Annotated in this window: 18 protein-coding genes; 12 read left to right on the top strand and 6 right to left on the bottom strand. The window is 76.1% G+C overall.

Features of this window, described 5'->3' with window-relative positions:
* Positions 1-65: 65 nt before the first annotated feature.
* Both ACFVFR_RS17085 and ACFVFR_RS17080 read left to right on the top strand, forming a co-directional pair.
* Positions 66-434, top strand: a complete 369-nt coding sequence (locus tag ACFVFR_RS17085) for an SDR family oxidoreductase (protein WP_383702243.1) — start codon at positions 66-68, stop codon at positions 432-434.
* 423 nt (positions 435-857) lie between these two features.
* Positions 858-2,495, top strand: coding sequence for a phosphodiester glycosidase family protein (locus ACFVFR_RS17080; protein ID WP_383702241.1), 1,638 nt, complete (start codon positions 858-860; stop codon positions 2,493-2,495).
* Between the two features lie 571 nt (positions 2,496-3,066).
* On the opposite strand, the gene ACFVFR_RS17075 is transcribed toward ACFVFR_RS17080, so the two are convergent.
* Positions 3,067-4,749 carry a PucR family transcriptional regulator gene (locus ACFVFR_RS17075; protein WP_383702239.1) on the bottom strand — a complete coding sequence of 561 codons (1,683 nt, stop codon included), beginning with the start codon at positions 4,747-4,749 and terminating at the stop codon, positions 3,067-3,069.
* A 390-nt stretch (positions 4,750-5,139) separates the two neighbouring features.
* On the opposite strand from ACFVFR_RS17075, the gene ACFVFR_RS17070 reads away from it, so the two are divergent.
* The 4 genes from ACFVFR_RS17070 to ACFVFR_RS17055 all read left to right on the top strand — a co-directional run bounded on the left by ACFVFR_RS17070 (position 5,140) and on the right by ACFVFR_RS17055 (position 10,973).
* On the top strand, positions 5,140-6,042 hold the full coding sequence (locus ACFVFR_RS17070; protein WP_383702237.1) for an FAD binding domain-containing protein: 903 nt from the start codon (positions 5,140-5,142) through the stop codon (positions 6,040-6,042).
* Positions 6,033-6,683: a (2Fe-2S)-binding protein gene (locus ACFVFR_RS17065; protein ID WP_383702235.1), complete on the top strand. Its 651-nt coding sequence runs from the start codon at positions 6,033-6,035 to the stop codon at positions 6,681-6,683. The genes ACFVFR_RS17070 and ACFVFR_RS17065 overlap by 10 nt, the downstream gene beginning before the upstream one ends.
* A 2-nt stretch (positions 6,684-6,685) precedes the next feature.
* Complete coding sequence (pucD, locus tag ACFVFR_RS17060; RefSeq protein WP_383702233.1) at positions 6,686-9,070, top strand: xanthine dehydrogenase subunit D; 2,385 nt, start codon at positions 6,686-6,688, stop codon at positions 9,068-9,070.
* Positions 9,071-9,659: 589 nt separating this feature from the next.
* Positions 9,660-10,973: an XdhC family protein gene (locus ACFVFR_RS17055; RefSeq protein WP_383702231.1), complete on the top strand. Its 1,314-nt coding sequence runs from the start codon at positions 9,660-9,662 to the stop codon at positions 10,971-10,973.
* A gap of 87 nt (positions 10,974-11,060) precedes the next feature.
* Here the strand turns inward: ACFVFR_RS17055 and ACFVFR_RS17050 are convergent, their stop codons facing one another.
* From ACFVFR_RS17050 to ACFVFR_RS17035, 4 genes are all read right to left on the bottom strand, one after another.
* On the bottom strand, positions 11,061-12,623 hold the full coding sequence (locus ACFVFR_RS17050) for an alkaline phosphatase D family protein (RefSeq protein WP_383702229.1): 1,563 nt from the start codon (positions 12,621-12,623) through the stop codon (positions 11,061-11,063).
* Entirely contained in the window at positions 12,620-13,201 is a 582-nt protein-coding gene (locus tag ACFVFR_RS17045; protein WP_383702227.1) for a phosphoesterase, read from the bottom strand. The genes ACFVFR_RS17050 and ACFVFR_RS17045 overlap by 4 nt, the downstream gene beginning before the upstream one ends.
* A gap of 148 nt (positions 13,202-13,349) precedes the next feature.
* A complete protein-coding gene (locus tag ACFVFR_RS17040) occupies positions 13,350-14,210 on the bottom strand; it encodes an LLM class flavin-dependent oxidoreductase (RefSeq protein WP_383702225.1) in 861 nt (286 codons plus the stop codon).
* Between the two features lie 344 nt (positions 14,211-14,554).
* Entirely contained in the window at positions 14,555-15,481 is a 927-nt protein-coding gene (locus tag ACFVFR_RS17035) for a LysR family transcriptional regulator (protein WP_383702223.1), read from the bottom strand.
* 119 nt (positions 15,482-15,600) lie between these two features.
* Between ACFVFR_RS17035 and ACFVFR_RS17030 the strand changes: the two genes are divergently transcribed.
* The 4 genes from ACFVFR_RS17030 (at position 15,601) to ACFVFR_RS17015 (ending at position 22,189) form a co-directional block, all read left to right on the top strand.
* Positions 15,601-16,452 (top strand): inositol monophosphatase family protein, encoded by an 852-nt coding sequence (locus ACFVFR_RS17030; RefSeq protein ID WP_383702221.1) that lies wholly within the window; start codon positions 15,601-15,603, stop codon positions 16,450-16,452.
* 622 nt (positions 16,453-17,074) lie between these two features.
* Positions 17,075-18,358 (top strand): FAD-dependent oxidoreductase, encoded by a 1,284-nt coding sequence (locus tag ACFVFR_RS17025; RefSeq protein ID WP_383702219.1) that lies wholly within the window; start codon positions 17,075-17,077, stop codon positions 18,356-18,358.
* Positions 18,355-19,092 carry a DedA family protein gene (locus ACFVFR_RS17020; RefSeq protein WP_383702217.1) on the top strand — a complete coding sequence of 246 codons (738 nt, stop codon included), beginning with the start codon at positions 18,355-18,357 and terminating at the stop codon, positions 19,090-19,092. Before ACFVFR_RS17025 ends, ACFVFR_RS17020 begins: the two co-directional genes overlap by 4 nt.
* 238 nt (positions 19,093-19,330) lie before the next feature.
* Positions 19,331-22,189, top strand: a complete 2,859-nt coding sequence (locus tag ACFVFR_RS17015) for a M4 family metallopeptidase (protein WP_383702215.1) — start codon at positions 19,331-19,333, stop codon at positions 22,187-22,189.
* An 89-nt stretch (positions 22,190-22,278) separates the two neighbouring features.
* Here ACFVFR_RS17015 and ACFVFR_RS17010 read toward each other — a convergent pair whose 3' ends face one another.
* The gene (locus tag ACFVFR_RS17010) at positions 22,279-23,052 is read right to left on the bottom strand and encodes a response regulator (protein WP_383702213.1); all 774 of its coding nucleotides are present in this window, start codon (positions 23,050-23,052) and stop codon (positions 22,279-22,281) included.
* Positions 23,053-23,172: 120 nt separating this feature from the next.
* On the opposite strand from ACFVFR_RS17010, the gene ACFVFR_RS17005 reads away from it, so the two are divergent.
* Positions 23,173-24,780, top strand: coding sequence for a CHASE3 domain-containing protein (locus ACFVFR_RS17005; protein WP_383702211.1), 1,608 nt, complete (start codon positions 23,173-23,175; stop codon positions 24,778-24,780).
* Entirely contained in the window at positions 24,777-25,997 is a 1,221-nt protein-coding gene (locus ACFVFR_RS17000) for a PP2C family protein-serine/threonine phosphatase (RefSeq protein ID WP_383702209.1), read from the top strand. Before ACFVFR_RS17005 ends, ACFVFR_RS17000 begins: the two co-directional genes overlap by 4 nt.
* The last annotated feature ends 101 nt before the right edge of the window (positions 25,998-26,098 follow it).

Here is a 26,098-nt window from a genome sequence, read left to right as displayed (position 1 = left end):
GACCAGACCCACCCCCTCGACCACCCGCTCCGTACCGCACCTCCGCGACCCACCTCCGCGCACCGGTGCCGCTGACCGGCGCGTTGGCCCGGCGGCACCGGGCGCGGGCCGAGGCGGACGGTCGCGACGGGGCGGGCGCCGCCGTCGTCCGCCCCAGCACGGACGCGGCGCGCGCCTCTCCCGGCCCGGCGGCGTACGGCACCTGGCCAGCGGCGCCGGAGGCGGTCACCCGCGCCAGGGCCGTCGAACTGGGGCCACACGGCGTACGCGTGGACGCCGTCGCGCCGGGCCCCGTGCGCAGGGGCTGGGTGTCGGACGCGCTGGTCGCCCAGGCCACCGGGGATATCCCGCTGCGCCGGGTCGGGGAGCCGGCCGATGTCGCCGACGACGTGGTCATCCTCGCCCCGGCGCAGGCGCGCTGGGAGACCGGGTAGGTGGTGCGGGCGGCGGGCGGCCACGCATCGCGGCGCACACGCACCGTGGTCGCCGGATGTCCGCTTCGGCGGGAGTCCGAGGCGGCCTCACCGCCGTCGCCCCGCCCGCGCGGTCCGGCGCGGGCGCGGCCACCGACGCCGGTGCCCGGCGGGTCGTCCTCGGCGCCAGAGGTGGCCCCGTGGCCGGCCTCGGCGCTGGTGGGCGCGGGTCGTGGCGTGGGTGGAGGTGGCGCGCCGTGCCGCTTGTTCACCTCCTCGTCGTCACCGTGACCCCCGTGCGTCCCGGTGCGCTGCGAGGGTGCCGGCTGGGCCGCGGGCGCGGCTCGCCAGGACAGCGCCGCTGAGCACTGCTGACAGTGCGTGACATCAGGCCGGTTCGGCCCGGGTCGGCCGGCCGCCTTCGAGCGGGCGGAGCGGCGGTACGTGACGGAGGAGTTCGACGTGTTCAAGGTGTCCAGCCGTTCCCGATCGCCGCGGCCCGCCGCGCTGGCGGCGGTGCTCGTCGCGGCACTCGTGGTGCCCGGCGCCACCGCCGAGGGGGCCGCCGCCTCCCACCGGGCCACCTCCCAGGCCCCCGCCACCCAGACCGCCCACGGGCCCGGGGGCGGCGTGCCCCGGCCGGTGGCCGGCTGGGACCGGGACCGACTGGCCCCCGGCGTCGACCTCTACCAGGGCGTCATCTCCGGCCGGCCGGGCGCCGACCACTGGTCGGTCACCGTACGCGGCGAGGGCGGCGCGCACCTGCTGCCACGGGCGGCGGCCGACGCGCTCGCCGAGCGGCTTCGCGCGGCCGGCTTCGCGCCGCGCGCCGAGCAGGTGGCGTGGCCGCGTGGCGCCGACCGCTCGGGCCCGCTCGGCGTACGGACCCGGGTGGGCGTCTTCGGCGGGCAGAACCAGGCCGACGCGCAGCGCAAGACGCTGGCCGCCGCGGGCTTCGACGCGGTCAGCGAGTGGACCGGCGGCGACGGCGCCCCGGGCACCGGCCTGGCACGGGTGAAGGTCGCCGTCATCGACCCGGCCCGGTTCGGCGGCGAGCTCAGCGGCAGTTACGGCACCCACGTGGCCGGGCGCGAGAACGTCAGCGACATGGCGGCCGACGCCCGCGCGCTGCTCGCGGTCAACGCCGGGTTCTTCGTCATGGAGAGCCGGGACGGGGTGCCGGGCGCGGCGGCGGGCATCGCCGCGTACGAGGGCCAGTTGCAGAGCGCGGCCACGAACGGCCGGGTGGCGATGGTGCTGCGGGGCGACGGACTGCGCCCCGAGTTCCGCCACCTGAGCACCCGACTGCGGGTCCACGCGGGCGGTGAGAGCGCGGTCGTCGACGGCGTCAACCGCGTCCCGGGCAAGATCCGCAACTGCGGCGGCACCGGTGGCGACCTTCCCACGGAGCGGCCCCTGCACGACGTGACGTGCACCGACCCGGACGAGATCGTGCGCTTTACCGACAAGCTCGGCACGGCGACCCCGGCGGGCGAGGGCGTGGAAGCCGTCATCGACCGCTCCGGCCGGGTCGTGGAACTGCGCCCGCGCGGTGGCGAGGTGCCCACCGGCGGCAGCGTGCTGGCCGGCATCGGCGAGGGCGAGGCGTGGCTGCGCGCGCACGCGACGGTCGGGCGGCGGCTGAGCGTGGAGGAGAAGATCCTCGACGAGCGCGGCCGACAGGTGCGCCTGGGCTCGCGTGACGACATCGTCAGCGGTGGGCCGCGCCTGGTGCGGGACGGCAGGGTGGCCGTCGACTACGCGGCGGACGGTATCGACCGTGCGGGCGAGCCCTCGTTCGCGTACACCTGGGGCCTCAAGCGCAACCCGCGCACGGCGGTCGGCGTGGACGCCCGTGGCCGCCTGATCATGGTGACCACGGCGGGCCGCCAGCCCGGCTACAGCGACGGCCTCGGCCTGAACGAGCTGGCCGAGTTCATGCGCTCCCTCGGCGCCCGGCAGGCGATGAACCTGGACGGCGGCGGCTCCTCCGGCATGGCGGTCAACGGCAAGCTCATCACCATGCCGTCGGACGCCACGGGCGAGCGGGCGGTAGGCGACGCGCTCCTCCTCACCCGCTGACCCGCACCCGACGCGGGGCCCGTCCCGACCCGCACCCACCCTGGGTCGCCTCCCACCCGAGCGGACGGGGCCCGGCGCCGCCGGGTGGGGAGACGGGGCGGGCCGGCCGAGCCGGGGGCCGGTGACCCGGCCCGGGCCGCGCCGGGTGGGCCACACCCCGGGCCGGTGCGGGTCCCGGCCGTGCGGGGTACGCCGGTCGGGTGACGAGCCGCCGGCCGCGCCGGGTGGGGGCGAGGCCCAGGCGGGGCGGGTCGTACGGCCCGGCTCACCCCTCGACGCGCGCGGCCCGGGCACGGACGTCCGTGGCGGCCTCCGATGGGGCGGGCGTCGCCCCTCTCGGCGTCTCGGCCCGCGTGGGCCCCGCCGGTGCGAAGGGTGTCGCCGCCTCCCGCGTGCGGGCCCGTGCTCGTCCCGCCGGCGCCGGGGCTGACACCACCTCCCGTGTACGGGCCCGTGCTCGCCCGACGGAGCGGGCGCCCCCGCCCCGTGCGGGGCGCTCCCGTGCGAGGGGCCGGCCCGGTGCGGGTGTGACCCGGCGGGCCCCGCGCCCAGCGGGCCCGTGGGCCCGCGGTCAGCCCAGGCGGAAGGCCAGGAAGAAGTCCAGCTTGTCCTCCAGGCGGGACAGGTCGCGGCCGGTGAGTTGTTCGATGCGGCCCACGCGGTAGCGCAACGTGTTGACGTGGAGGTGGAGGCGGGAGGCGCAGCGGGTCCAGGAGCCGTCGGCGGCCAGGAACGCTTCCAGGGTGGGGACGAGCTCGGCGCGGTGGCGGCGGTCGTACTCGCGGAGCGGGTCGAGCAGGCGGGCGGTGAACGCGCGCCGTACGTCGTCGGGCACGAACGGGAGCAGCAGCACGTGGGAGGCCAGCTCCTGGTGTCCGGCCGCGCAGACGCTGCCCGGGCGGGCGGCGGCCACCCGGCGCGCGTGCCGAGCCTCCTCGACCGCGCCGCGCAGCCCCTCGGCCGACAGGACGGCGGCGCTGACCCCGATGGTGAGCCGGCCGTCGTCGGCCAGGCCGCGCGCGAGGGGTTCGCGGACCGCCGCGAGCAGCGCGTCGGCCCGTACGCCCGGCGGCTCGGCGCCCTCGCCCCCGGCCAGCGAGGGCAGGGGCACCAGGGCGAGTGCCTCGTCGCCGGTGTGGGCGACGGCGATCCGGTCCGACAGCTCGGGCCCGGGCGCCGCCGGGTCCACCAGGATCTCCTCCAGCACCGCCTGGGCCACCGGCCCGCCGGCCACCTCCGTGCCGGCCCACTCGACCCGGGCCACCACCACCTGCCAGTGCGGCGCGGTGCCCAGGCCCGGCAGGAGTACGGGGGCGGCGACCCGTAGCCGGGCGGCGATCTCGGCCGGCGGGGCACCGGCCTGGACCAGTTCCAGCACCTCCTGGGCCAGGCGGCGGCGCACGGTGCGGGCGGCGTCGCGGCGGTCGCGTTCGACGGCGATCAACTGGGTGACGCCCTGGAGCAGGTCGAGCCGCTCCGCGGGCCAGTCACCGGCGTCGGCCTCCAGCACCAGCAGCCACTCCGAGAGCACCGTCTCGCGCGCCTCGTACGGCTCACGCGCCGGCCCGCGCCCCGCGCCGCGTACGGGGAGGGTCGCGTAGGTGCCCGCGCCGGTGGCGAGCCGGTACGGGGGGCGGCGCCCGGCGCGCACGGCCGCCAGGTGTTCGCCCGCGAGCTGGGCCCGCAGCGCGGCGGGCAGCGCGGGGCCCTGGCCGGCCAGGGCCGAACCGGCGATCTGGCGGCCCGCCGCGGACAGCACCCAGGCGCGCAGGTCCAGATCGCTGCCCAGCAGGTCGAGCACCACCTCGGGGCCGCCCCCCGCCGGGCCGGCGGTCATCAGCCTGCGGTGCCGGTCCACGACGGCGGCCAGGTCCCCGGCCCGTTCGCCGGAGACCTGGCGCACCACGTGTTCGGTGATCGAGGCGAACGAGACGTCCTCGACGACGGAGAACAGCGGCAGGCGGTGGCGGGCGCACGCGATCACGAGATCCTCGGGTACGGAGCCGAGCTCGGCCTCGCCGGCCGCGAGCCCGGCCACCCCGGCGGCCGTCAGGATGCGCACGAAGCGCTCCGAGTCGGCCGGCTCGCGGTGCCAGGCGAGGCCGGTGAGGACCAGTTCGCCGCCCGAGAGGTAGCGGCTGGGGTCGCGCAGGTCGGTGGTCATCACGCCGCGCACGGTGCGCTCCAGCTCCTCCTCGCCGCTGAGCAGGCGCAGCCCGAGGGCGTCGGTTTCCAGCAGTGCGCGCAGCCGCATCGTCTCTCAGCCGATCTCTTGGGTGGGGCGGTCCGGGCGGGGGCCGGGCCCGGTCGGGGCGCCCGGGGGCGGGGGCGGGGCCGCCCCGGGACAGGGGCACGGCGCACGCGAGGGCCCGTCGCGGGGCGCGGCCGTGCCGGCCGGCCCGTACGGGGTACTCGTGGCGCGGGTCACGTGGAGTGGACGCCGGGGCACGCACTCCACGTCGTTCGTTCGAATCTACAAGACAGGGTCGCTGGCCAGCGAACCGCTTCAGGTGTTCGGTGCCCGCACCGGGCGTGTCGCGTCTCGGTCTCCTGAGGTCCGGCCGCGCGCACGGGACACGGCCCCCCGCCCGACGGTCTCCGCGCGGGTCCGCCCACCGCCCCGCTATCCGAGAAGGGCTCACCCATGGACTTCCTGCGCCCCACCAGCTGGGAGGAGGCGCTCGCCGCGAAGGCGGAGCACCCCCTGGCGGTGCCCATCGCGGGTGGTACGGACGTCATGGTCGAGATCAACTTCGACCAGCGCCGTCCCGCCCACCTCCTGGATCTCACCCGCGTCGCCGACCTGTACACCTGGGAGGTGGACGCGGAGCGGGTCCGGCTGGGAGCGGCCGTCCCGTACGCGCGGATCATGACGCACCTGCGGGACGAACTGCCCGGCCTGGCGCTCGCCGCCCGCACCGTCGGCTCCCCGCAGATCCGCAACCGGGGCAGCGTGGGCGGAAACCTCGGCGCGGCGTCTCCGGCCGGCGACTGCCACCCCGTTCTGCTGGCCGCCGGCGCCGAGGTCGAGGCGCAGTCGGTACGGGGCACCCGGCTGATCCCCGTCGACGCCTTCTTCACCGGCGTCAAGCGCACCGCGCTGGCGCCGGACGAGCTGATCAGGGCGGTACGGATCGCCCGGGCCAGCGGCCCGCAGCAGTTCGCCAAGGTCGGCACCCGCAACGCGATGGTCATCGCGGTCTGCGCCGTCGGGCTCGCCCTGCACCCGGCCGCGCGCCGCGTCGGTACCGGCGTCGGCTCGGCCGCGCCGACGCCGGTGCGCGCGCGGGCGGCCGAGGAGTTCCTGACCACCGCCCTGCGCGAGGCCGACCTGTGGGCCAGCGCCGAGCCGCTCCCGGCGGAGGTCGCCCGTGAGTTCGCCGCGCTGGCCGCCGGCGCGTGCTCCCCGATCGACGACGTACGCGGCAGCGCCGCCTACCGCCGGCACGCCGTGGCGGTGCTGGCCCGGCGCACCCTCGGCTGGGCCTGGGAGAGCTACCGGGCCACCGCCCGGAGCGCCGACGAGGGAGGGTCGCGATGCGTGTGAGGATGGTCGTCAACGGGCGCCCGCAGACGGCGGACGACGTGTGGGAGGGCGAGAGCCTGCTGTACGTGCTGCGCGAGCGGCTCGGCCTGCCCGGCTCCAAGAGCGCCTGCGAGCAGGGCGAGTGCGGCTCGTGCACGGTGCGCCTGGACGGCGTCCCGGTCTGCGCCTGCCTGGTGGCCGCGGGGCAGGCGCACGGGCGCGAGGTGCTCACCGTGGAGGGCCTGGCCGCCCACGCCGCGCGCCGCGCGGCGACCACCGCCCGAGAGCCCGCCGCCCCCGAGCCCCCGGCCCCGCCCGCCCCGGACGGGCCCGCCCCGGCCACCGCCTCTCCGGCCCCGCCCGCCCCACCCCCCGGCACCGACCTCGCCGAGGCCCGCCGCTGGCGGGCCCGCCCGGCCGATCCCGTCAGCGGCGAGCTCGCCCCCGTCCAGCGGGCGTTCCTGGACGCCGGGGCCGTGCAGTGCGGCTTTTGCACCCCGGGCCTGCTGGTCGCGGCCGACGAGCTGCTGGAACGCACGAGCCAGCCGTCCGACGCGGACATCCGCGAGGCGCTGGCCGGCAACCTGTGCCGCTGCACCGGCTACGCGTCGATCCTGGACGCCGTGCGGCTGGCCGCCGCCCGCGCGAGCGAAGGAGCCTGACCATGGCCGTCACCCGCGTTCCGGCCAGCCTGACCCAGGCCAGCCACACCAGCGGCGCCGTCGGCGAGTCCACGCCGCGCCCGGACGGCACGCTCAAGGTCACCGGCGACTTCGCGTACGCCTCCGACCTGTGGCACGAGGACATGCTGTGGGGCCACACGCTGCGCAGCCCGTACGCGTACGCCGAGATCCGCTCCGTCGACGTGAGCCGGGCCCTGGGCGTGCCCGGCGTCCACGCCGTCCTCACCCACGCGGACCTGCCCGCCGCCACCCACTACGGCCTGGAGTACGCCGACCAGCCGGTACTGGCCCGGGACGTGGTGCGCTTCCACGGCGAGCCGGTGGCCCTGGTCGCCGCCGACCACCCGGAGACCGCGCGCCGGGCCGCCGCCCGGATCGCGGTCGACTACCGGGAGCTGACCCCGGTCACCGACGAGGCCGGCGCGCTGGCCCCGGACGCGCCGGTGCTGCACCCGGGGCGCGCCGACCGGCACGCGGCGCACGTCCCGCACCCCAACATCGTCCGCCGACAGCCGATCACCCGGGGCGACGTGGCCGCCGCGCGGGCCCGCGCGGACGTGGTGGTCAGCGGCGACTACGAGATCGGCATGCAGGACCAGGCGTTCCTGGGCCCCGAGTCGGGCCTGGCCGTGCCCGCCGACGACGGTGGTGTGGACCTGTACCTGGCCACCCAGTGGCTCCACTCCGACCTGCGACAACTCGCGCCCGTCCTGGGCCTGCCCGAGGACCGGGTGCGGATGACGCTCTCCGGTGTCGGCGGCGCCTTCGGTGGGCGTGAGGACCTGTCGACGCAGGCCCACGCCTGCCTGCTGGCGCTGCGTACCGGCAGACCCGTCAAGATCGTCTACAGCCGGTTCGAGTCCTTCTTCGGCCACGTGCACCGCCACCCGGCCCGTCTGCGGTACGAGCACGGGGCCACCCGCGACGGCACGATCCAGTACCTGACCTGCCGCATCGTCCTGGACGGCGGGGCCTACATGTCGGCCTCTCCCTCTGTCGTCGGCAACGCGGCCTCGCTCGGCGCGGGCCCGTACGCCATCGACAACGTCGAGATCGAGGCGCTCGCGCTCTACACGAACAACCCGCCCTGCGGCGCGATGCGCGGCTTCGGCGCGGTCCAGGCGTGCTTCGCCTACGAGACCCAGATGGACCGCCTGGCCGCCGCACTCGGCCTGCACCCGGTGGAGTTGCGCCGCCGCAACGCCATGGCCCAGGGCACCGCGCTGCCCACCGGCCAGGTGGTGGACTCCCCGGCGCCGGTGGCCGAACTGCTGCGCCGGGTGCGGGAGCGGCCGATGCCGCCCGAGCGACCGTGGGTCGCCGGCGACGAGGAGGGCGCGGCGCTCGACGTACGGGCGCTGCCGGGCGGGCCGGCCAACTCCACGCACGGCGAGGGGGTGGTACGCGGTGTCGGCTACGCCGTCGGCATCAAGAACGTCGGCTTCTCCGAGGGCTTCGACGACTACTCCACCGCCCGGGTGCGGCTCCAGGTGGTGGCCGGTCGGCCGGTCGCGGCAGTCCACACCGCGATGGCCGAGGTCGGGCAGGGCGGCGTCACGGTGCACGCGCAGATCGCCCGTACCGAACTGGGCGTGGCCCAGGTGACCATCCACCCCGCCGACACCCGCGTCGGCTCCGCCGGCTCCACCTCCGCCTCCCGGCAGACCTACGTCACCGGCGGCGCTGTCCGGCACGCCTGCCAGGCCGTGCGGCAACGGGTGCTGGAGCTGGGGCGGGCCCGGTTCGCCGACCGGCACCCGGGCTGGGCCTCGGGCGAGCCGCTGCTGGTGGACGGCGAGGTCGTCACCGCCGACGGTGAGGTGCTGGCCGACCTGGCGGACGTCGTCGGGGACGAGGTCATCGACGTGGAGCGGCGGTGGCGACACCGCCCGACCCAGCGGCTGGACCCGCACACCGGCCAGGGCTTCGGGCACGTGCAGTACGCGTTCGCCGCCCACCGCGCCGTGGTCGAGGTGGACACCGAACTCGGCCTGGTCAAGGTCGTGGAGCTGGCCTGCGCACAGGATGTCGGCAAGGCGCTGAACCCGCTGTCGGTCACCGGCCAGATCCACGGCGGCACCGTGCAGGGACTCGGGCTCGCGGTGATGGAGGAGGTCCTGGTCGCGAACGGGAAGGTGCGCAACCCGTCCTTCACCGACTACCTGATCCCCACCCTCGCCGACACCCCGAGCCTCCCCGTCGACCTGCTCGAACTGGCCGACCCGAACGCCCCGTACGGGCTGCGCGGCGTCGGCGAGGCGTCCACCCTCTCGGCCACGCCGGCCGTCGTCGCGGCCGTCCGCGCGGCCACCGGCCGCCCCCTGCGCCGGGTCCCGATCCGCCCGGAACACCTCACCGACACCTGACCCGCACCGCCACCCCGGCGGCGGCTTCTTCCGCCAGTCCCAGCCGGACACTCCTTCACGCCTGGCCCTGGACGACGCTCTCGCCCGGACCCGCCACACCAGGACCGCGACTCGCCTCGGAGCGGAACCCCTCACCGGGTAGGGCGGCCCGGAGCCGGTGGTCACGCCGGGGTCGCGGCTTCCTCGTCGTGCGGAGTCCGCGGGCCGGGGGGACCGTAGCCTGGATGGACAGGTCCACATGCAGGCGGCTGTTCACGTCCGGTACGCGAACTGGCCCGACCCGGGAGGCGCCCCGAGGACACGCGACCCGAACCCACGGGGCGCCCCGACGGCGCGCGGGGCGCGGCCCCCACGGGGCGGCCCCGAGTGGGCGCGCGAGCCCCGGGCGCGTACGGGTACCCGACCCCGTGGGGTGCCGCGACACCGCACGGGCCGGTGGCGCGCATCCCGCCCCGCCCGCGGCCCCCGGCCACCCCGGCGGGGTCCGCCGCGTCCCCCGCCCCGTCGCGGACCGGCCCGGTGCCGCCCAGCCGCGCGCCGAGCCCGTACGTCACACCGGGCCCGTACGTCACGCCGAGGAGGACAGCCCATGCTGGACATCGCCGACGAACTCGCCCGCTGGTACGCGCGGGGGCGGGACTTCGCCGTGGCCACGGTGGTGTCCGTGAGCGGCAGCGCGCCCCGCGAGCCGGGGGCCGCGCTGGCCGTGGCCGCCGACGGCGAGGCGATCGGCTCGGTCTCCGGCGGCTGCGTGGAGGGCGCGGTGTACGAGTTGTGCCAGCGGGCCCTGGACAGCGGGCGCGGCGCCGTCGAGCGCTTCGGCTACAGCGAGCAGGACGCGTTCGCGGTGGGCCTGAGCTGCGGCGGCGCCATCGACGTCCTGGTCACCCCGGTCCGGGCCGGCGCTCTTGACTCGGCGCCGCCGGCCGCCGCCGGGCAGCCACCCGCCGCCCGCGCGGTGCCGGGTGCCCCAAAGGACCCCGCCCCCGCAGGGCGGGGCGAACGCGCGGCCGACCCGACGTCCGCGACGCTGGCGGCGGCCCTGAGTGCGGCGGCACGGGGCCGGGCGGCGGCGCTGGTGCGGGTCGTCGCGGGCCCGCCCGCGCTGATCGGCCGCGCCCTGCTGGCGCGCCCCGACGGCGGGTACACCGGCTCGCTCGGCGGCCACCCCGCCCTCGACCGCACCGCCGTGGCCGAGGCCGTCGCCCTCCTCGACGCGGGGCGCACCGCCACCCACACCATCGGCGCGGCCGGCGCCCGCTGCGGCGAACCCGTCACCGTACTGGTCGAGTCCAGTGTCCCGGCCCCCCGCATGATCATCTTCGGTGCCGTGGACTTCGCCAGCGCCCTGGTCCGGGTCGGCAAACTGCTCGGCTACCACGTCAGCGTCTGCGACGCCCGCCCCGTCTTCGCCACCGCCCGCCGCTTCCCGCAGGCCGACGAGGTGGTGGCCCGCTGGCCGCACCACTACCTGGACGAGCAGGTCGCCCGGGGCGCGCCCGGCCCGGCGGAGGAGACCGTGGCCGGCGGCGCGGGCGGCGGCCTCGACGGCCGCACCGTGCTGTGCGTGCTCACGCACGACGCCAAGTTCGACGTGCCGCTGCTGGAGCGGGCGTTGCGGCTGCCGGTCGGCTACGTCGGGGCCATGGGCTCGCGCCGTACCCACCTGGACCGTCTGCGCCGGCTTCGCGAGGCGGGCCTGACCGAGCGTGAGCTGGCCCGCCTGCGCTCGCCCATCGGGCTCGACCTCGGCGCCCGCACGCCCGAGGAGACGGCGCTGTCCATCGCGGCCGAGATCGTGGCCCACCGCCGGGGCGGCACCGGCACCCCGCTGACTGGCGCCCACACCCCCATCCACCACGACCCGCCACCCCCCGGCGGATGGCCCGGCCTCGCGGGCTGAGTCCCCGGGTACCCGCCCTCGTGCGCGGCGGCACCACGCGGCGCGCGACGGGCGGCGCCACGACCCGCCCCGCGTGGTGCCCGCTCGTCAGCGGCCGGTGGCGCGCCGGTACTGCGCCGGCGAGCCCTGGGTACGCCGGTCCTCGTACGCGCCCGCCCTGCCCCGGTCCACGTGGAAGGTGGTGAGCGTGGATACCGGGGACGCCGGGTCGCGGCGGTCGCCGATGACGCGCATGTGGGTGCTCCACCGCTCGGGCGTGACCTCGTACACGTCGTAGCCGTAGCGGTTGCCCTCGAAGTACTGGAGGTGCGGGTTGGCGGCGCCCATGAGCGGTCCGTTGGCCTTGTTCCAGTCCGCGCTGTAGGCGCCGGAGGTGATCGAGTGCGCCGTGAACTCGGTGCCGATGACGGGCGAGGACGGGTCGTCGTAGTCGGGTCGTACGTCGTCCACGAACGCCGAGTGCCAGTCGCCGGTGATCACCACCAGGTCCTCCAGGCCCGACCGCTGGACGTGGGTCAGCACCTCCTGGCGCTCGGCGAGGAAGCCGTCCCACTGGTCGGTGAACATGTACCCGCCGCCGGGCCGGCCACGGAGCTGGCTGAGCATGATCGAGTTGGCCCAGCAGTGCCAGCCCTCGCCCGCCCGGTCCACGCCGCGCGTGAGCCACCGCTTCTGCGCCTCGCCCAGGATCGTGCCGTCCGTCAGGTTCTGCGCGGAGCGGTAGGAGCGCAGGTCCAGGATGGTCAGCTCCAGGAGGTCGCCCCAGCGCCGCACCCGGTGGATCTCCGGATCGGGCAGCGCCGAGCCTCCCGCGTCGCGGTGCGGCATGTGCTCATACCACGCCTGGTACGCGGCGGCCCGCCGCGCCATGAACGGCGCCCCGCCCCCGGTACCGCTGTAGTCGTTGGCCACCTCGTGGTCGTCCCAGGTCAGGAACCACGGGTGGGCGGCGTGCGCCGCGCGCAGCGACGCGTCGCCCTTGTAGAGCGCGTGCCGCACCCGGTAGTCGGCCAGGGTCAGGACCTCGGGCGCGTTGTGGTCGCGCACGTGGTCGCCGCCGACCGGGCCGTGTTCGTAGATGTAGTCACCCAGGTGCATGACGAAGTCGACGTTCTCCCGGGCGATGGCCCGGTGGGCGGCGTAGAACCCGTCGTGGAACGCCTGGCAGTTGGCGGCGGCGAAGCGTACCGAGGAGACGCGGCCGACCGGCGCGGTCCTGGTGCGGCCCACCCGGCTGCGCCGGCCCAGCGCGCGGAAGCCGTACCAGTAGTGCCGCCCGGGGCGCAGGCCGCGCACGGGCACGTGCACGCTGTGGGCCAGGGTGGCCGACGCGGCGACCGAACCGCGCGCCACCACCCGGCGCAGTCGGGCGTCGGTGGCCACCACCCACTCGACCTCGACGATCTCGGGCAGTCTCTGTTCGGCGGCCAGCGGCTCGGGCGCCAGCCGGGTCCACAGCACGACGCTGTCGGGCATCGGGTCGCCGGAGGCGACGCCGAGGGTGAAGGGGGCCGGGTCGTAGTCGGCGCCCAGCGCCTCGGCGGCCTCGCGGGCCTGCGCGGGGGACAGGCCCGCGCTCAGCGGCCAGACCACGTTGAGGGCACCGGCGGCGGCCGCCGCCTTGAGCAGGTCACGGCGGTTGAGGTTCACGCCCGGCCTCCGTGGCGGTGGGTGAGGGTCAGGGACAGGGCGTCGGCGTAACCGTCGTTGGAGGTGCCGCCGCCGGCGCGGGTGAAGACCAGCAGGGCGCGGGCGGTGCGCGCGCCGGGCGGCACGGTGCCGGTGCTCGCGCGCTCCACCAGGCCCGTACGGCCACCGCGTTCGGCGGCCGACACGGGGCCGAGCACGGCCAGGGCCAGCGGCGTGCCGTGGGTGTCGCGGAACTCGACGGACAGGCGCGCCCCGTCCTCCTGGGTGGCGTAGCCGCCGAGCCAGGCGGTGACGGAGAAGCGCACGGCGCCCCGGTCCACCGCGCGCCGCCCGGTGCGCCCCGTGGCGGGCAGCCGCACGTCCTGGGTCAGCGCCGTACGGGGCGAGTCGCCGCCCGAGAAGAACCGGCTGCCGCGCGCGGCCGGGCCGGGGTCGGCGGGCGTGGGGTAGCCGCCGCCGACGGCGTAGCCGACCAGGGCCGGCGCCCCCTGGGTGATCCGCCAGCCGCTCACCGTCGTCACCGGTTCGGCGGTGCCGCCGGGCCCCGCCTCCGCATCGCCATTGACCAGCAGGTTCATCCGCGCCTCCCAGGACCGAGGTGACGCGGGCGCGTCACGCGCCAGGCATCTCACCAGCGGCGTGTGAACGGCGGTCGGCCTGCGGTGAAACGTCCGCCGGGCGCCGGCCGGCCCGCGCGTCGGACGAGGGAGCGGGGTGGGTCGGGGGCTAGAGCCGTGGCGGGCCCTGCTCGATACGGCGCATCACCGGGGCGACCCGGTCCACCTCGCCGTCGATCAGGTGCCGCTCGTCCCACCAGGTGGCGCCCGCGTCCCGCAGCGGGGCGAGCACGTCGCGGGCGCGCGCCGGATCGCCCGGGCTGATGCCGCCCACGACGAACTCGAAGGGCTCCGCCCGGCGCTCGCCGCGCTCCGCGCTCACGTACGCGACCAGGTCGCGGACCTCCTCGACGGCCGGGGCCCGCCCGTGGTCGGCCGAGGCGAACAGCGGCACGGCCCCGTCCCAGCGGGCGGCCCGGCGCATCGGCGCGCGGCGTGGCCAGTAGCCGGCCACCCAGACCGGCACCCGGGGCCGCTGCACCGGCGCGGGCAGCAGGGCCACCTCCTCGGCGGTGAAGTGCCGGCCGTGGTGGGTGACCTCCTCGCCCGACCAGTAGCGGGCCACCAGCTCCAGACCCTCGTCCAGGCGTTCGGCCAGCACCCGGGGGTCGGTGGGTTCGCCGAAGCTGCCGTACTCGTCCTCGATCGGCCCGCCCAGGCCCACGCCCAGGGTCACCCGGCCGCCGCTGAGCACGTCCAGGGTGGCCACCTGACGGGCCAGTTGTTGCGGGCGACGGCGGGCCACCGGGGTGACCATGGTGCCCAGCCTGATCCGCGAGGTGGCCAGCGCGGCGGCGGTCAGCAGCATCCAGGGGTCGGCGAAGGCGCGGCGCCGGGCCTTCTCGTGCACCACGTGATCCCAGACGAACAGGCCGTCCCAGCCGGCCTCCTCCGCCGCCCCGGCGACCCGGGCCACCGTGCGGACGTCGGCGAAGTCTCCGAAGTTCGGGATGTTGAGGGAAGCGCGCATCCGAGCATGCTGCTGCATCGGGTGGGGCGAGACAAGGACGCCACGGCCGCACGCGGGTGACCCGCCGAAGGCCGGCCGCGAACTCCCGCCCGGCCGGCCCTTCCCGGCCCCCACGGACGGGCGCGCGGCGGCCGTCGGAGCCAGGCCCGCAGGCCGACAAGGCTCGCGCGCCGCGGTAGCGGTCGCCTCGATCACGCCGGTGACCAGGAAGAACCGTCGTGTACGCGCCCGGCGGGCGCAGACACGGGGGCGCCGCGCTCCCGCACGGCGCGGAAACCCCTTCCTGCCATCTACCGTCCCTCGCCGAACGCGCCGACACGAACGCGAACAGGCGCCAGCCGGGGCTACTCGGGGCCGGTCGCCGGGGGGCCGTCGGAACCCGTCGCCTCCCGCAGCGCCGCCCGCACCAGGCCGCGCAGCCACGCGTGGGCGCGGTCGTCGTCGTAGCGCTGGTGCCAGGCGACGTACACCGGAACCGGTTCCGTGTCGAAGGGCAGCGGGAGCAGGCGCAGCCCGAGGCCGTCGGCCAGCGGGCTGGCGATGTGCGCGGGCACCGCGACCAGGACGTCCCCGTGCTGGGCGATGCGCAGCGCGGCGGTGCTGGTGGGGACGGCCGCGACGACCCGACGCGTCAGGCCCCGCGCCGCCAACAGGTCGTCCACGGGGTCGCGCAGCCGGCCCCGGCGGGAGACGGTGACGTGGTCGGCCGCGACGTACTGGTCGAGAGTGAGCGTCGCGCCCACCCGCGAGCGCGGCCCGACGGCGACGACCAGCCGGTCCTGGGTCGCGCGTTCGTGACGCACGTCCGGTGGGTTCGGCCGGGCCGCGCTGATCGCCAGGTCCACCTGCCCGTGTCGCAACTCGCTGGTGTCCGTCGGCGCCTCGGCCAGGACGCGCAGACGCACACCGGGTGCCTGTTCCCGGACCGCGGCGAGCAGACCCGGCCCGATGACGTGCGTGATCGCGTCGTGCGCCTGCAGGGTGAACGTCCGCTCCAGCGTGCCCAGTTCCAGCTCCGGATCGGGCGCGAGGACCGCGTGCGCCTGCTGGACGAGCCGATGGACCTCCGCGCGCATCGCCAGGGCCCGGGGGGTGAGCGTCATCGTGCGGCCGGTCCTCACCAGAATCTGATCACCCGTCACACGACGGAGGCGCCCCAGCGCACGGCTCACCGCCGGCGCGGTGAGCTGGAGTCGATCGGCGGCCCCGGTCACGCTGCCCTCCTCCAGGAGCGCGTCCAGGGCGGTCAGCAGATTCAAATCCAGTTGCATGACAGTCATCCTAGGCGTCACGAACTTGCATTTGACGTCAATCCAGCGTCTTTCTAGCGTGGTGAGCGCCGACGAAGTGGCCCGCCGGCACCGGGCGTACGACGAGAATCGAGGCGACCATGACCCTGTCCCCGAGCGGCCAACCGGCCCCGGCCCGTGACGACGGTACCGACCAACTGCCCACGGATTCCGCGCTGTTGACCGAAGTGGTCGCGGCGGTGCGCGCCGCGGGCGCCGAGGTCAGCGCCCGTTTCACCCCGCACGCCCGGCCCGCCGGGCTGCCGGAGGTGATCGCCGCGCTGCACCGCAACGACGCGGCGTCCCTGCGGTTCCTGCGCCAGGCGCTGTGCGCCGCGCGGCCCCAGGCGGGGTGGGTCGAGGACGAGTTGGAGCGCGGGCCCCTGCCCGCCGGCGAGTGGTGGGTCACCGACGCGGTCGAGGGCAACATCAACCACGTCCACGGCCTGACGGACTGGGCCGTGACCGCCACGCTGGTGCGCGACGACCGGCCCGTGGTGGCGGCGGTGTACCAGCCGCTGACCGCCGACACGTACACGGCCGTACGCGGCGGCGGCGCCCACCTCAACGGGGCGCGCCTGCGCGTCTCGGCCAAGACCCGACTGGACGGCGCCTACGTGGGCACCGGCCAGGCCATGCCGGGCGAGGACCAGGAGACCCTGGACCGGATCGGCGCCTCCTACGCCGCCCTGCTGCGGCACGCGCTGGTGGCCCGGGTCTCGGTGCCCGCCACGCTCCAGCTGATCCACGTCGCGGCCGGCCGCACGGACGCGTTCTGGCAGTACAGCGACGTGCGTTCGGGCCTGCTGGCGGGCGCGCTGCTGGTCGCGGAGGCCGGCGGCACGGTCACCGACACCCGGGGCCGCCCCTGGTCGCTGGCCAGCGACGACTTCCTGGCCACCACGCCCGCACTCCTCCCGGCCATGGTCGCCGCCCTCCCCGCCCCTCACTGACCCGCCCAGCCCCCACCCCATCCGACCGCGCCCCACCCCGGGCACCCCGCCCCCACCCACCGCGAGCCCCGCCGCCCCGCATCCCGTGACCGCCGGGCGGGCCGGCCCCACCGCGCCACCTCCGCCCGCGCCGGGCCGGCCCCCACGTGCCCAGCCCTCACGACGCCACGCCCCACCCTCTCGTACGCGATACGCCGCCCCCGTACACGCACCGCCCCCCGGTCTCCCCGGGCCCGCTCCCCACGTGCGCCGCGTGTGCCAGCCGCGTGTGCCATGCCCCCCGTGCGGGCTCGGCCACGCCGGGGCCAGGCGGCGGCAGGCGGAGGCCGTCACGGCGCGAGCGTTCGCGACGCGAACGACCACCACGGGCGCGCCCGACCCGGCGGCACCCGCGCCAGCGACCACCCACCCCACGCCCACGCCCGACACAGCCGCGCCCGAAACAGGCGGCCACCGCCCCGCGCGCCGACGACCACCACCCAGGCGACACCCCCCGTGCGTCAGCCACCCAGCGACCACCACCCGTGCGTCAGCCACCCGTGCGTCAGCCACCCATGCGATCACCACCCATGCGAGAGCTACCCGAGCCGTCCTCACCCGAGGAAGAGAAGAGGAACCCGTCATGTCGTTGTCCCGTGCGGTGCGGGCCGCCCCGCGTATCGCCGTCATCGGGGGTGGGCCCGGTGGGCTCGCCCTGGCCCGCGTGCTCCAGACCCGGGGCGTGGTCGCCACCGTCTACGAGCGCGACGCCTTCCGCGACGCCCGCCCCCAGGGCGGCAGTCTGGACCTCCACGTCGACTCGGGCCAACGCGCCCTGCGCGAGGCCGGCCTGAGCGCGCGGTACCAGGCCGCCGCCCGGCCCGAGGGCCAGGACACCCGGCTGGTCGACAAGGCGGGCACCGTCCACCGGCACGAGACCCGGGCCACGGCCGACGCGGCGGAGCCCGAGATCGACCGGAGCGACCTGCGTGACCTGTTGCTGGACTCGCTGACGCCGGGGACCGTCCACTGGGGGCACGGCCTGGACCGCGCCGTCCCGCTGGGCGACGGCCGACACCGGCTGCACTTCGACAACGGCGCTGTCCGCACCTGCGACCTGCTGGTGGGGGCCGACGGCGCCTGGTCCAGGGTCCGCCCGCTGGTCAGCCCCGCCACGCCCCGCTACACCGGCGTCACCTTCGTGGAGACCCGCGTGGCCGACGTCGACCGTCGGCGACCCGCGCTGTCCCAACTGGTCGGCCCCGGCAGCCTGTTCGCCTTCCAGGACGGCAAGTCCCTGATGGCCCAGCGCAACGGTGACGGCTCGCTCCGTGTCTACGTCGGCCTCCGCGTCCCCGAGGACTGGCTCGACCGCTCGGGCATCCGCACAGCGCGGCCCGACCGGATACGCCGCCTGCTGCTGGGGCGCTTCACGGACTGGGCGCCGGAGCTGACCGACCTCCTCCGCCACGGAGACGACGTCTTCCTGCCCCGCCCCCTGCTGACGCTCCCGGTCGGGCTGAGCTGGGCCCCGGTGCCCGGCGTCACACTGCTCGGCGACGCGGCGCACCTCATGTCGCCGTTCGCCGGCGAGGGAGCCAACGGGGCGCTGGAGGACGCCGTCGAACTCGCCCTGACCGTCGCCGCCCACGGGCCCCGCGACGCGGACGCGCTCGCCGCGTACGAGGCGGGCCTGGTCCGCCGCGCCACGCCGCGTGCCGAGCGCTCCGCGGCCAACCTCGACCTGTGCTACTCCGCCGACGGGGCCCCGGCGATGGCCGGAGCCCGCGCCGCGCGCGAGCGCACCCCGCCCGGGCAGGCCCAAGCTGGGCGTCCTCCGGCCGGGGCCGGCGCCGCAGACCGGGGCCCGGCCGGGGAGTCGCGGCCGTCACCGGCCCCCGCGCGCCACCCGGAGGACCCGCGGTGATCGACTGGATGGAGCTGGCCGCGTCGCTGGCCACCTCGCCGTGGTTGTATCTGGTGCTCGTCGTCGTCTCGCTGCTCGACTCCTTCCTGCCGCTGGTGCCGAGCGAACCGGTGGTCATCGCCGCGGGCGTCTCCGCGGCGGCCGGCGACACCGCGTTCCTCCCGTGCGTCGCGGCCACCGCGCTCGGCGCGTTCCTGGGCGACCTGATCCCGTACGCGCTCGGCCGGCTGACCGCCGACCGGCTGCGCGCCCGCCTCGCCGCCGGGACCAGACGCCGCCGGACGCACGACTGGATCGCCCGGGAGCTGGCCTCGCGGGGCGGCTACACCCTGATGGCGTCCCGCTTCGTCCCCGTCGGCCGCTACCTGGTGACCCTGTCGGCCGGCGTGGTCGGCTACCCGCCGCGCCGGTACGCCCTGTTCACCGGTCTCGCCGCGACGTGCTGGAGCGCGTACACGGTGCTGATCGGGTACGTCGGCGGCGCCCTGTTCCGGGACAGCGCCCTGACGGCGCTCGGGGTCGGCCTGGGACTCGCGTGCGCGCTCAGCGGCGTCGTCGAGGGAGCCCGCCACCTCCGCCGACGCCGGGCGCCCCGACCAGCCGAGGAGCTGGCCCACGAGCCGGCCGCGCCGGCCGCCCGCCGGGGGCCGGGCGAGGCGGCCGGCGGGCCCACCCGGTCCCGGCCGACGGACCACGGGAGTGCTCCCTCGGGCGCGGCCGGGACCGCGCGGTAGGCGTCCACGCGACCGCCCAGGATGCCGGCCCGCACCGCGCGAACCACCCGCGCGCCCTGCGCCCAGGCGCCTTCGCCCCGGACCTCGGCGTCACGAACTCGCGCTCAGCGCGGGGCCGTTGGCCGGCCGGCCGGATGTCGTCCGTGTCGGCGCCCGCGTCATTGCTGGCGCGGCCCGCCGCCGCTTCGATGGCCCCTTGCCGGTGGCGTTCGGCCGTCGGCGCGAGGGAGGGAGTCGTATGACCGCGCGTCACCCGAGAAGAGGCAGCGACCGCAGATCCGTCGGCCGCCGTGCTGGTCGCCGGGCGCGAGCGGGCGGGATACCGGGTGCGGCGGCGCTGCTGAGCGTCGCCGCGCTCGTCGTCCCCGCGCTGCCCGCCAGCGCCGTGGCGGCGCCGGCCCCGCCACCGCCGGCCGAGGTGGTCGCCGGCCAGCACACCCGCACCCCGGCCCTGGTGCGGGGCATCCGGGAGGCGGCCCCGGCCGCCTCCACTCCAGCCGAGGCGGCCCGCGCCCACCTGGACGGCGCACGCGACCGGTACCGCATCGCCCACCCGCGCCGCGACCTGGTGCCACTGGACACCAGCACGACGGGCGACCAGGAGGTCGTCCGGTTCCAGCAGCGCCACCGGGGCGTCCCCGTGCTGGGCGGGCAGTACCTCGTCCGCATGGCCCAGCGCGCCGGCGAGCGCGTCGTCACCGGCACCTCGGGCCGGTACTTCACCGAGGTGCGCGCCGACACCACGCCCCAGGTCAGCGAGGAACTCGCCGTCGAGCGTGCGGTGGACGCCGTCGCCGCCGACCTGGCCGAGCGGCGCTTCGCCAGCCGCGCACCCGTGGCCGACGAGGCCGACCCGCCCCCGCTGACCGGCACCGTGCGCGGCCTGGTCGTCCTGCCCAACGGCGCGGGCGTCCTGACCCGGCAGGTCACCGTGCGCGGCACCGACCCGGCGAACGGCGGGCCGGTCCTGCGCGAGGTCTACGTCGACGCGCGAGCCGGCTACCCCGTCCTCCAGTACAGCGGTATCAGGACGTTCGACGCGCCCCGCGCCACCGGCCGGCCGGCGCCCCAGCCCGCGCCCCGACGCGCCCGCGCCACCGAACGCGGCTTCGGCGTCAAGCTGGACGGGCAGGGCGTCGCGCTGGAAGTGGAGTACGAGGCCTACCGCGAGGTGTACGCGCTGCGCGACCGCACCCGCATCCCCGAGAACTACGGCTCCCTGGCCACCTGGGACGCGCGCGGCAAGACCCCCACCGAGGTGTCCGGCCAGTGGCCCCCGGAGCTGGCCGTCTACGGCGCGCCGACCCCGGCCTTCCCCTTCGAGGCCACCAACGCGGGCGCCGTGGACGCGCACTGGGCCGCCGCCAGGGTCTACGACTACTTCCACGACAAGCACGGCCGGAACAGCCTCGACGGCCACGGCATGACCATCGACTCCCTGGTGGGTGTCGCCGACTACAGCGGCGGCTACGTCAACGCCTTCTGGGACGGCGACAAGATGGTGTACGGCATCGGTGACCAGGAGTTCCGGCCGCTGTCCGCCGCTCTGGACGTCGTCGGCCACGAGATGACGCACGGCGTGATCCAGCACACCGCCAACCTCGTCTACGCCGGCCAGTCCGGGGCCCTGAACGAGGCGATCGCCGACTACTTCGGCAACGCCGTCGAGGCCGACGCGTACGACATCCCGGTCTCGGACCCCGACTCGGGCCTGCTGGGCGAGCGGCTGTGCCGGACCAAGGGGCCACGCGAGTGCGCCCTGCGCGACCTCAACGACGGGCGCACCACGACCGGCTCCTACCTCGGCGTCGGCTTCGGCACCGACAACGGCGGCGTCCACCTGAACTCGACCATCTTCGGCGGCGCCCTGTGGGACGTCCGCGAGGAACTCGGCGCCGCCCTCACCGACCGGATCGTCTACCGGGCGCTGACCCAGTACCTGACACCGCTGGACGGCTTCACCGAGGGCCGGACCGCGATCCTGGCCGCGGCCGTGGACCTGGGCGTCCCGGCCGCCGACCAGCGGGCGCTCCAGCGGGCCTTCACCGCCCACGGCATCGTCCCCGGCTGGGAGTCGGCCCTGGGCATCGACTCCGACGTCCTCCTGGACCGCGTCAACACCTACGACACGAACCTGGGCGGGGGCGGCGGCTGGTGGGTGGCGTCCAGGTCCAACGAGGACGGCTCGGAGCCCTACTCGGTCTGGGCCGGGCGCGGCGACGGCACGGGGTCACCGAAGCCACTGAGCCCCAACGACGGCCGCTACCACGTCAACCCGGTCACCGACGGCACCACCGTGGTCTGGCAGGCGTACGGCACCGGCGGCGGCGCCGAGGTGCTGGCCAGGCCGATCGCCGGCGGACCGGTGAAGAAGCTGTGGCGCGGCCGGGGCGCGAGCTCGGCCATGGACGTCGACGGCGACACCGTCACCTTCGGCTACTCCAACCACGGCGGACGCCAGGGAGTGGCCTATCTGAGCCTGCGCGACCCGCTGGCCAAGGTGACCGTCGGCGGCGGCACCTCCCACCAGGCGTACACCCCGTCGCTGAGCCACGGAAAGATCGCCTACCAGGACAAGCGACGGGTACGCGCCGCCGAGTACGAGTGGACCACCCACCTGCGCGACGTCGCCACCGGCGAGGACACGATCATCCAACGCGCCGCGCCCGGCACCCGCCTGGGCCCCACCGACATCAACGGCACCCACGTCTTCTGGCTCCTGGACGACGACCGGCTCACCGGCGCGACAGCCCTGCGCCGCGCCCGGCTCGACGGCTCCGACATCGTCGACCTCAGCCCACAGACCGGGCCCCACGCCCTGAACGCCTACGCCCTGACCGTCTCCGCGGACAGCGTGACGGTGGGCAGCTACGTCCCCGACGCCGAGATCCGCAACGACACCGTCCCCAAGCTCCACCAGTTCGCCGCCGCCGGCGCCCCCGACGACCCGAGGACCTACCGGGGCCGGGTCTCCTGCAACCGGGGCGAACAGGCCCCCGCCGTGGCCCTGACCGGCAGCCAGGTCGTCTGGCAGGACGCGACGACGGGTATCAGCGGCATCGTCACGCGCACCCGCCCCACGGGCCGCTGCGCGTGACCCACACCACCACCCGGTGAGGCGCACCGCCACCCGGTGAGGCGCACCGCGACGGTGCGGGCCCCGCGAACGGGCCCGCACCCCGCCGGTCAGGGCCGGGGACGGGCGGCGGTGTCCAGGTAGAAGGCGTCGATGCTCTGGACGGCCCGCTCGAACTCCTCAAGGTTGACGGGCTTGGTCACATAGGCGTTGGCGTGGCTGCTGTACGCGCTGGTCACGTCGTCCGGGGCGGTGGAGGTGGTGAGCACCACCACGGGGATGGTCTGCAGGTCCTCGTCGGACTTGAGGATGCGCAACAGCTCCCGACCGTTCATCCGGGGCATGTTCAGGTCGAGGACGATCAGGTCGGGCCGCGCGGTGTCCGGGGCACGCAGGTGCTCCAGCGCGGCGACCCCGTCGGTGACCCGCACCAGGTTGCGGGCTCCGCGCCCGGAGAGAGCCTCCTCGATGAGCATGGCGTCGGCGACGTCGTCCTCGACGAGCAGGACATCGAGGGGACGGGCGGGGGTGGCCATCATCGGGTGCTCCGTGGGTTTCTCGTCTGAGTGGTGGAAAAGACCCGGCCAGCGGCGCCGAGCGCCTTGGCGGGTCATCCCGCAGGCGGAGCCGAGCTGCGGGTAGCCGGCTCCGGCGCGGGCCGCGGCCGTGGCCGCCTCGCGCTGGAGCCGTTCGGTCGCCTGCTGGAGGTGGTCGAGGACGTGGAGCAGGGCCAGGGCCTCCGGTAGCCCGCCTGACGTCCAGCGTGGCGAGGATCTCTCCAGTAGCCGCTGGGTCAGGCACCGTGCAAGGTCGTCCACCGCCGTGTCCGCGATGGCGGCTGTCTCGTGCGAAGAGGTCCGCAGGTCGAAGTTCTTGCCTGGCATGCCTGGCACCCTAGGCCCCCGAGGAGGCCCGCGACAACAACGGTTGTCGCCCCCTACAGTGTGCTGGCCGCACTCACCGACACACGGGGCGGCTGACCAGCGAGACGAGGAGCGCACGAGATGACCGGCGAGGAGAGACCGCCGCGCCCACGCGGGCTGTCCACGTGGACGACCCGCCGGTGGCTTCGCGTGGGGGTGTCCGCCTCCCTGGCCGTCCTGGCGGTGCTCGGCGTGACGGGCGCGTGGGTCCTGACGCGGACGGCGACCATCAGCGAGGACCTCGTGGACGTCCGCTCGCCCGCGCTGACCACCGCGATCCGCCTGGAGTCGGCCGTGCTCAACCAGGAGACCGGAGTCCGTGGCTACGGGATCACCGGCTCGCCGGAGTTCACCGCGCCCTACCGGCAGGGCCTCGCCGACCAGCGGACGGGCCTGGACCGGCTGGCGCGGCTCCTGGCGGACGATCCCGACGGACTGGCCGGCCTGGACACCGTGCGGGACGCCGTGACCCGCTGGCAGGAGCAGTTCGCCCGGCCGGTCGCCGACGCGCCGCCGAGCGCGGCCCCGAGGCTGGCGGCCGAGCGGTCGGCTGCCGGCAAGGCCACCTTCGACGAGGTCCGTGCCGCGCTGGGCGAGCAGCAGCGGCGGCTGCGCGCGGACCAGGCCCAGGCCAGGGACGACCTGATGACCACGATGGCCGTCCGGAACTGGATCTTCGGTGCGATCGGCGTGGTTATTCTCACCCTCGCCGTCCTCGTCTTCGAGGGGCTGCGGCGCGGCATCACCAGGCCGCTGGACCGCCTCGGCGCGGACGCCCGTACGGTCGCCGGCGGCGACTTCGACCACCCCATCGACCCCTCCGGCCCCGCCGACCTGCGACGTCTCAGCGCGGAGATCGACTCCATGCGGCAGCGGCTGGTGCGGGAGCTGGCCTTCAGCGAGGAGGCGCGCGCACGCCTGGACACCCAGGCCGCGGACCTCCAGCGCTCCAACGCCGAACTGGAGCAGTTCGCGTACGTGGCCTCCCACGACCTCCAGGAACCGCTGCGCAAGGTCTCCAGCTTCACCCAGCTCCTCCAGCGGCGCTACGGGGGGCAACTCGACTCCCGGGCCGACCAGTACATCGACTTCGCGGTCGACGGGGCCAACCGCATGCAGGTCCTCATCAACGACCTGCTCGACTTCTCCCGGGTCGGGCGGCTGCACAACACCCACCAGGGCGTCGACCTGGAACAGGTGCTGGAGCGCACCCTGTCGACGCTGAGTGTCGGCATCGAGGAAGCCGAAGCCACCATCACCCACGAGCCGTTGCCCACCCTGGTCGCCGACCCCACCCAGATGGGCATGCTCTGGCAGAACCTGATCGGCAACGCCGTCAAGTTCCGCCGCCCCGGCCAGGCGTCGCGCGTCCACGTCACCGCGGAGCGGGAAGACGGACTGTGGCGGTTCACCGTCAGCGACAACGGCATCGGCATCGAGCCCGAGTACGCCGAGAAGGTCTTCGTGATCTTCCAGCGGTTGCACACCAAGGACGCCTACTCGGGAAGCGGCATCGGCCTCGCCATGTGCAAGAAGATCGTCGAGTTCCACGGTGGCACCATCGCCGTGGACCCCGCGTACGACGACGGCGCGCGGATCACCTTCACCCTGGCCCCCGAGCCGCCGCCGGCCGCCGACGCGCCGCTCACCACGGACACCCTCCGCTCCGACGAGGAGCGCACACGATGACCACGACGGTGACCGCCGTCCACGGGACGCCCGCCGACCAGCCGCTCTACCGCGTCCTGCTGATCGAGGACGACGAAGGCGACGCCCTGCTGGTGGAGGAACTCCTCGCCGACACGGGGCTGAGGTTCGAGCTGACCACACGGACCACGCTGGCCGCGGCCCGCACCGAACTGGCCGACAGCCGGATCGACTGCATCCTCCTCGACCTGCACCTGCCCGACGCCTCGGGCACCGACGCGGTCACCGCGATACGCGCCCTGGCCCCGCACACCGCCGTCATCGTCCTGACCGGGCTGTCCGAGGCCCAGGCGGGCACCGAGGCCATGGCCGCCGGCGCTCAGGACTACCTCGTCAAGGGCAAGGTCGAGGCGGACCTGCTGCACCGGACGGTGCGGTACGCCGTCTACCGGAGCCAGACCGAACGCGCGAGCGCCGAGGCGCAGGCGGCGCGGCTGCGGGCGGAGGAGAACGCCCGCCTGGAACGCGGTCTGCTGCCCCAGCCGCTGCTGGGCACCTCCACGGTCCACGTCACCTCGCGCTACCTGCCCGGCGCCGAGATGACCCTGCTGGGCGGCGACTTCCTCGACGTGGTGGAGGGGGACGACGGCCTGCTGCACGCGGTCGTCGGCGACGTGAGCGGGCACGGCCCCGACGCCGCCGCGCTCGGGGTGTGCCTGCGCATCGCCTGGCGCTCCCTGGTGCTGGGCGGCCACCGGGGTGACGACCTGTTGCGCCTCATGCAGCGCATCCTGATCGCCGAACGCGGCAGTCACCACCTGTTCGCCACGTGCACCCTGCTCACCCTGGACCAGCGGGCGGCCACCGCCACCCTCCACCTCGCCGGCCACCACCAACCCCTGCTGGCCACGGCCGAGGGAACCTGGGAACTGGCCGCCGCACACGGCGTCGCCCTGGGCATCGTCCCCGAACTCGACGGCTGGCCCGCCACGACCGTCCCCCTCCCGCCCGCCGGCGCCCTCACCCTGTACACCGACGGCCTCACCGAAGGCCACAACGGTCCGGGCCGCGAGCGCCTCGGCGTCGAAGGACTGCTGGCCCTCATCGAGAACCTGCCCCCCGCGCCCCCCGCCGTCCACGTCGACCTCCTCATCAAGCAGACCCACGACCTGAACGCCGGCCGCCACTCCGACGACGTGGCCGTCCTCCGCCTCGACTGGGGCACCACCCCTCCCCCCACCGCCCCACCCCGAACCTGAGCCCCCCGGAACACGCCCGCCCCCACCGAAAGCCCCACCACACCCCGCTGGCCAGCGGGGTGGCGGCATGGCGGGGGCGTGGGACGCGCGTCTCGCGGCGC

Source organism: Streptomyces sp. NPDC057702 (assembly GCF_042799315.1).
Taxonomy (GTDB): Bacteria; Actinomycetota; Actinomycetes; order Streptomycetales; family Streptomycetaceae; genus Streptomyces.
The sequence above is the reverse complement of the archived record's forward strand: the minus strand, read 5'-3'. Positions and strand labels throughout refer to the sequence as shown.

Bases quoted from the DNA above. Each gene is read 5' to 3' on its own strand.
- ACFVFR_RS17040 (WP_383702225.1), bottom strand. From the start codon at position 14,210: ATGCGCGCTTCCCTCAACATCCCGAACTTCGGAGACTTCGCCGACGTC.
- ACFVFR_RS17030 (WP_383702221.1), top strand. From the start codon at position 15,601: ATGACCCTGTCCCCGAGCGGCCAACCGGCCCCGGCCCGTGACGACGGT.
- ACFVFR_RS17005 (WP_383702211.1), top strand. From the start codon at position 23,173: ATGACCGGCGAGGAGAGACCGCCGCGCCCACGCGGGCTGTCCACGTGG.
- ACFVFR_RS17045 (WP_383702227.1), bottom strand. From the start codon at position 13,201: ATGAACCTGCTGGTCAATGGCGATGCGGAGGCGGGGCCCGGCGGCACC.
- ACFVFR_RS17015 (WP_383702215.1), top strand. From the start codon at position 19,331: ATGACCGCGCGTCACCCGAGAAGAGGCAGCGACCGCAGATCCGTCGGC.
- ACFVFR_RS17025 (WP_383702219.1), top strand. From the start codon at position 17,075: ATGTCGTTGTCCCGTGCGGTGCGGGCCGCCCCGCGTATCGCCGTCATC.
- ACFVFR_RS17075 (WP_383702239.1), bottom strand. From the start codon at position 4,749: ATGCGGCTGCGCGCACTGCTGGAAACCGACGCCCTCGGGCTGCGCCTG.
- ACFVFR_RS17035 (WP_383702223.1), bottom strand. From the start codon at position 15,481: ATGCAACTGGATTTGAATCTGCTGACCGCCCTGGACGCGCTCCTGGAG.
- ACFVFR_RS17010 (WP_383702213.1), bottom strand. From the start codon at position 23,052: ATGCCAGGCAAGAACTTCGACCTGCGGACCTCTTCGCACGAGACAGCC.
- ACFVFR_RS17065 (WP_383702235.1), top strand. From the start codon at position 6,033: ATGCGTGTGAGGATGGTCGTCAACGGGCGCCCGCAGACGGCGGACGAC.
- ACFVFR_RS17070 (WP_383702237.1), top strand. From the start codon at position 5,140: ATGGACTTCCTGCGCCCCACCAGCTGGGAGGAGGCGCTCGCCGCGAAG.
- ACFVFR_RS17000 (WP_383702209.1), top strand. From the start codon at position 24,777: ATGACCACGACGGTGACCGCCGTCCACGGGACGCCCGCCGACCAGCCG.
- ACFVFR_RS17055 (WP_383702231.1), top strand. From the start codon at position 9,660: ATGCTGGACATCGCCGACGAACTCGCCCGCTGGTACGCGCGGGGGCGG.
- pucD (WP_383702233.1), top strand. From the start codon at position 6,686: ATGGCCGTCACCCGCGTTCCGGCCAGCCTGACCCAGGCCAGCCACACC.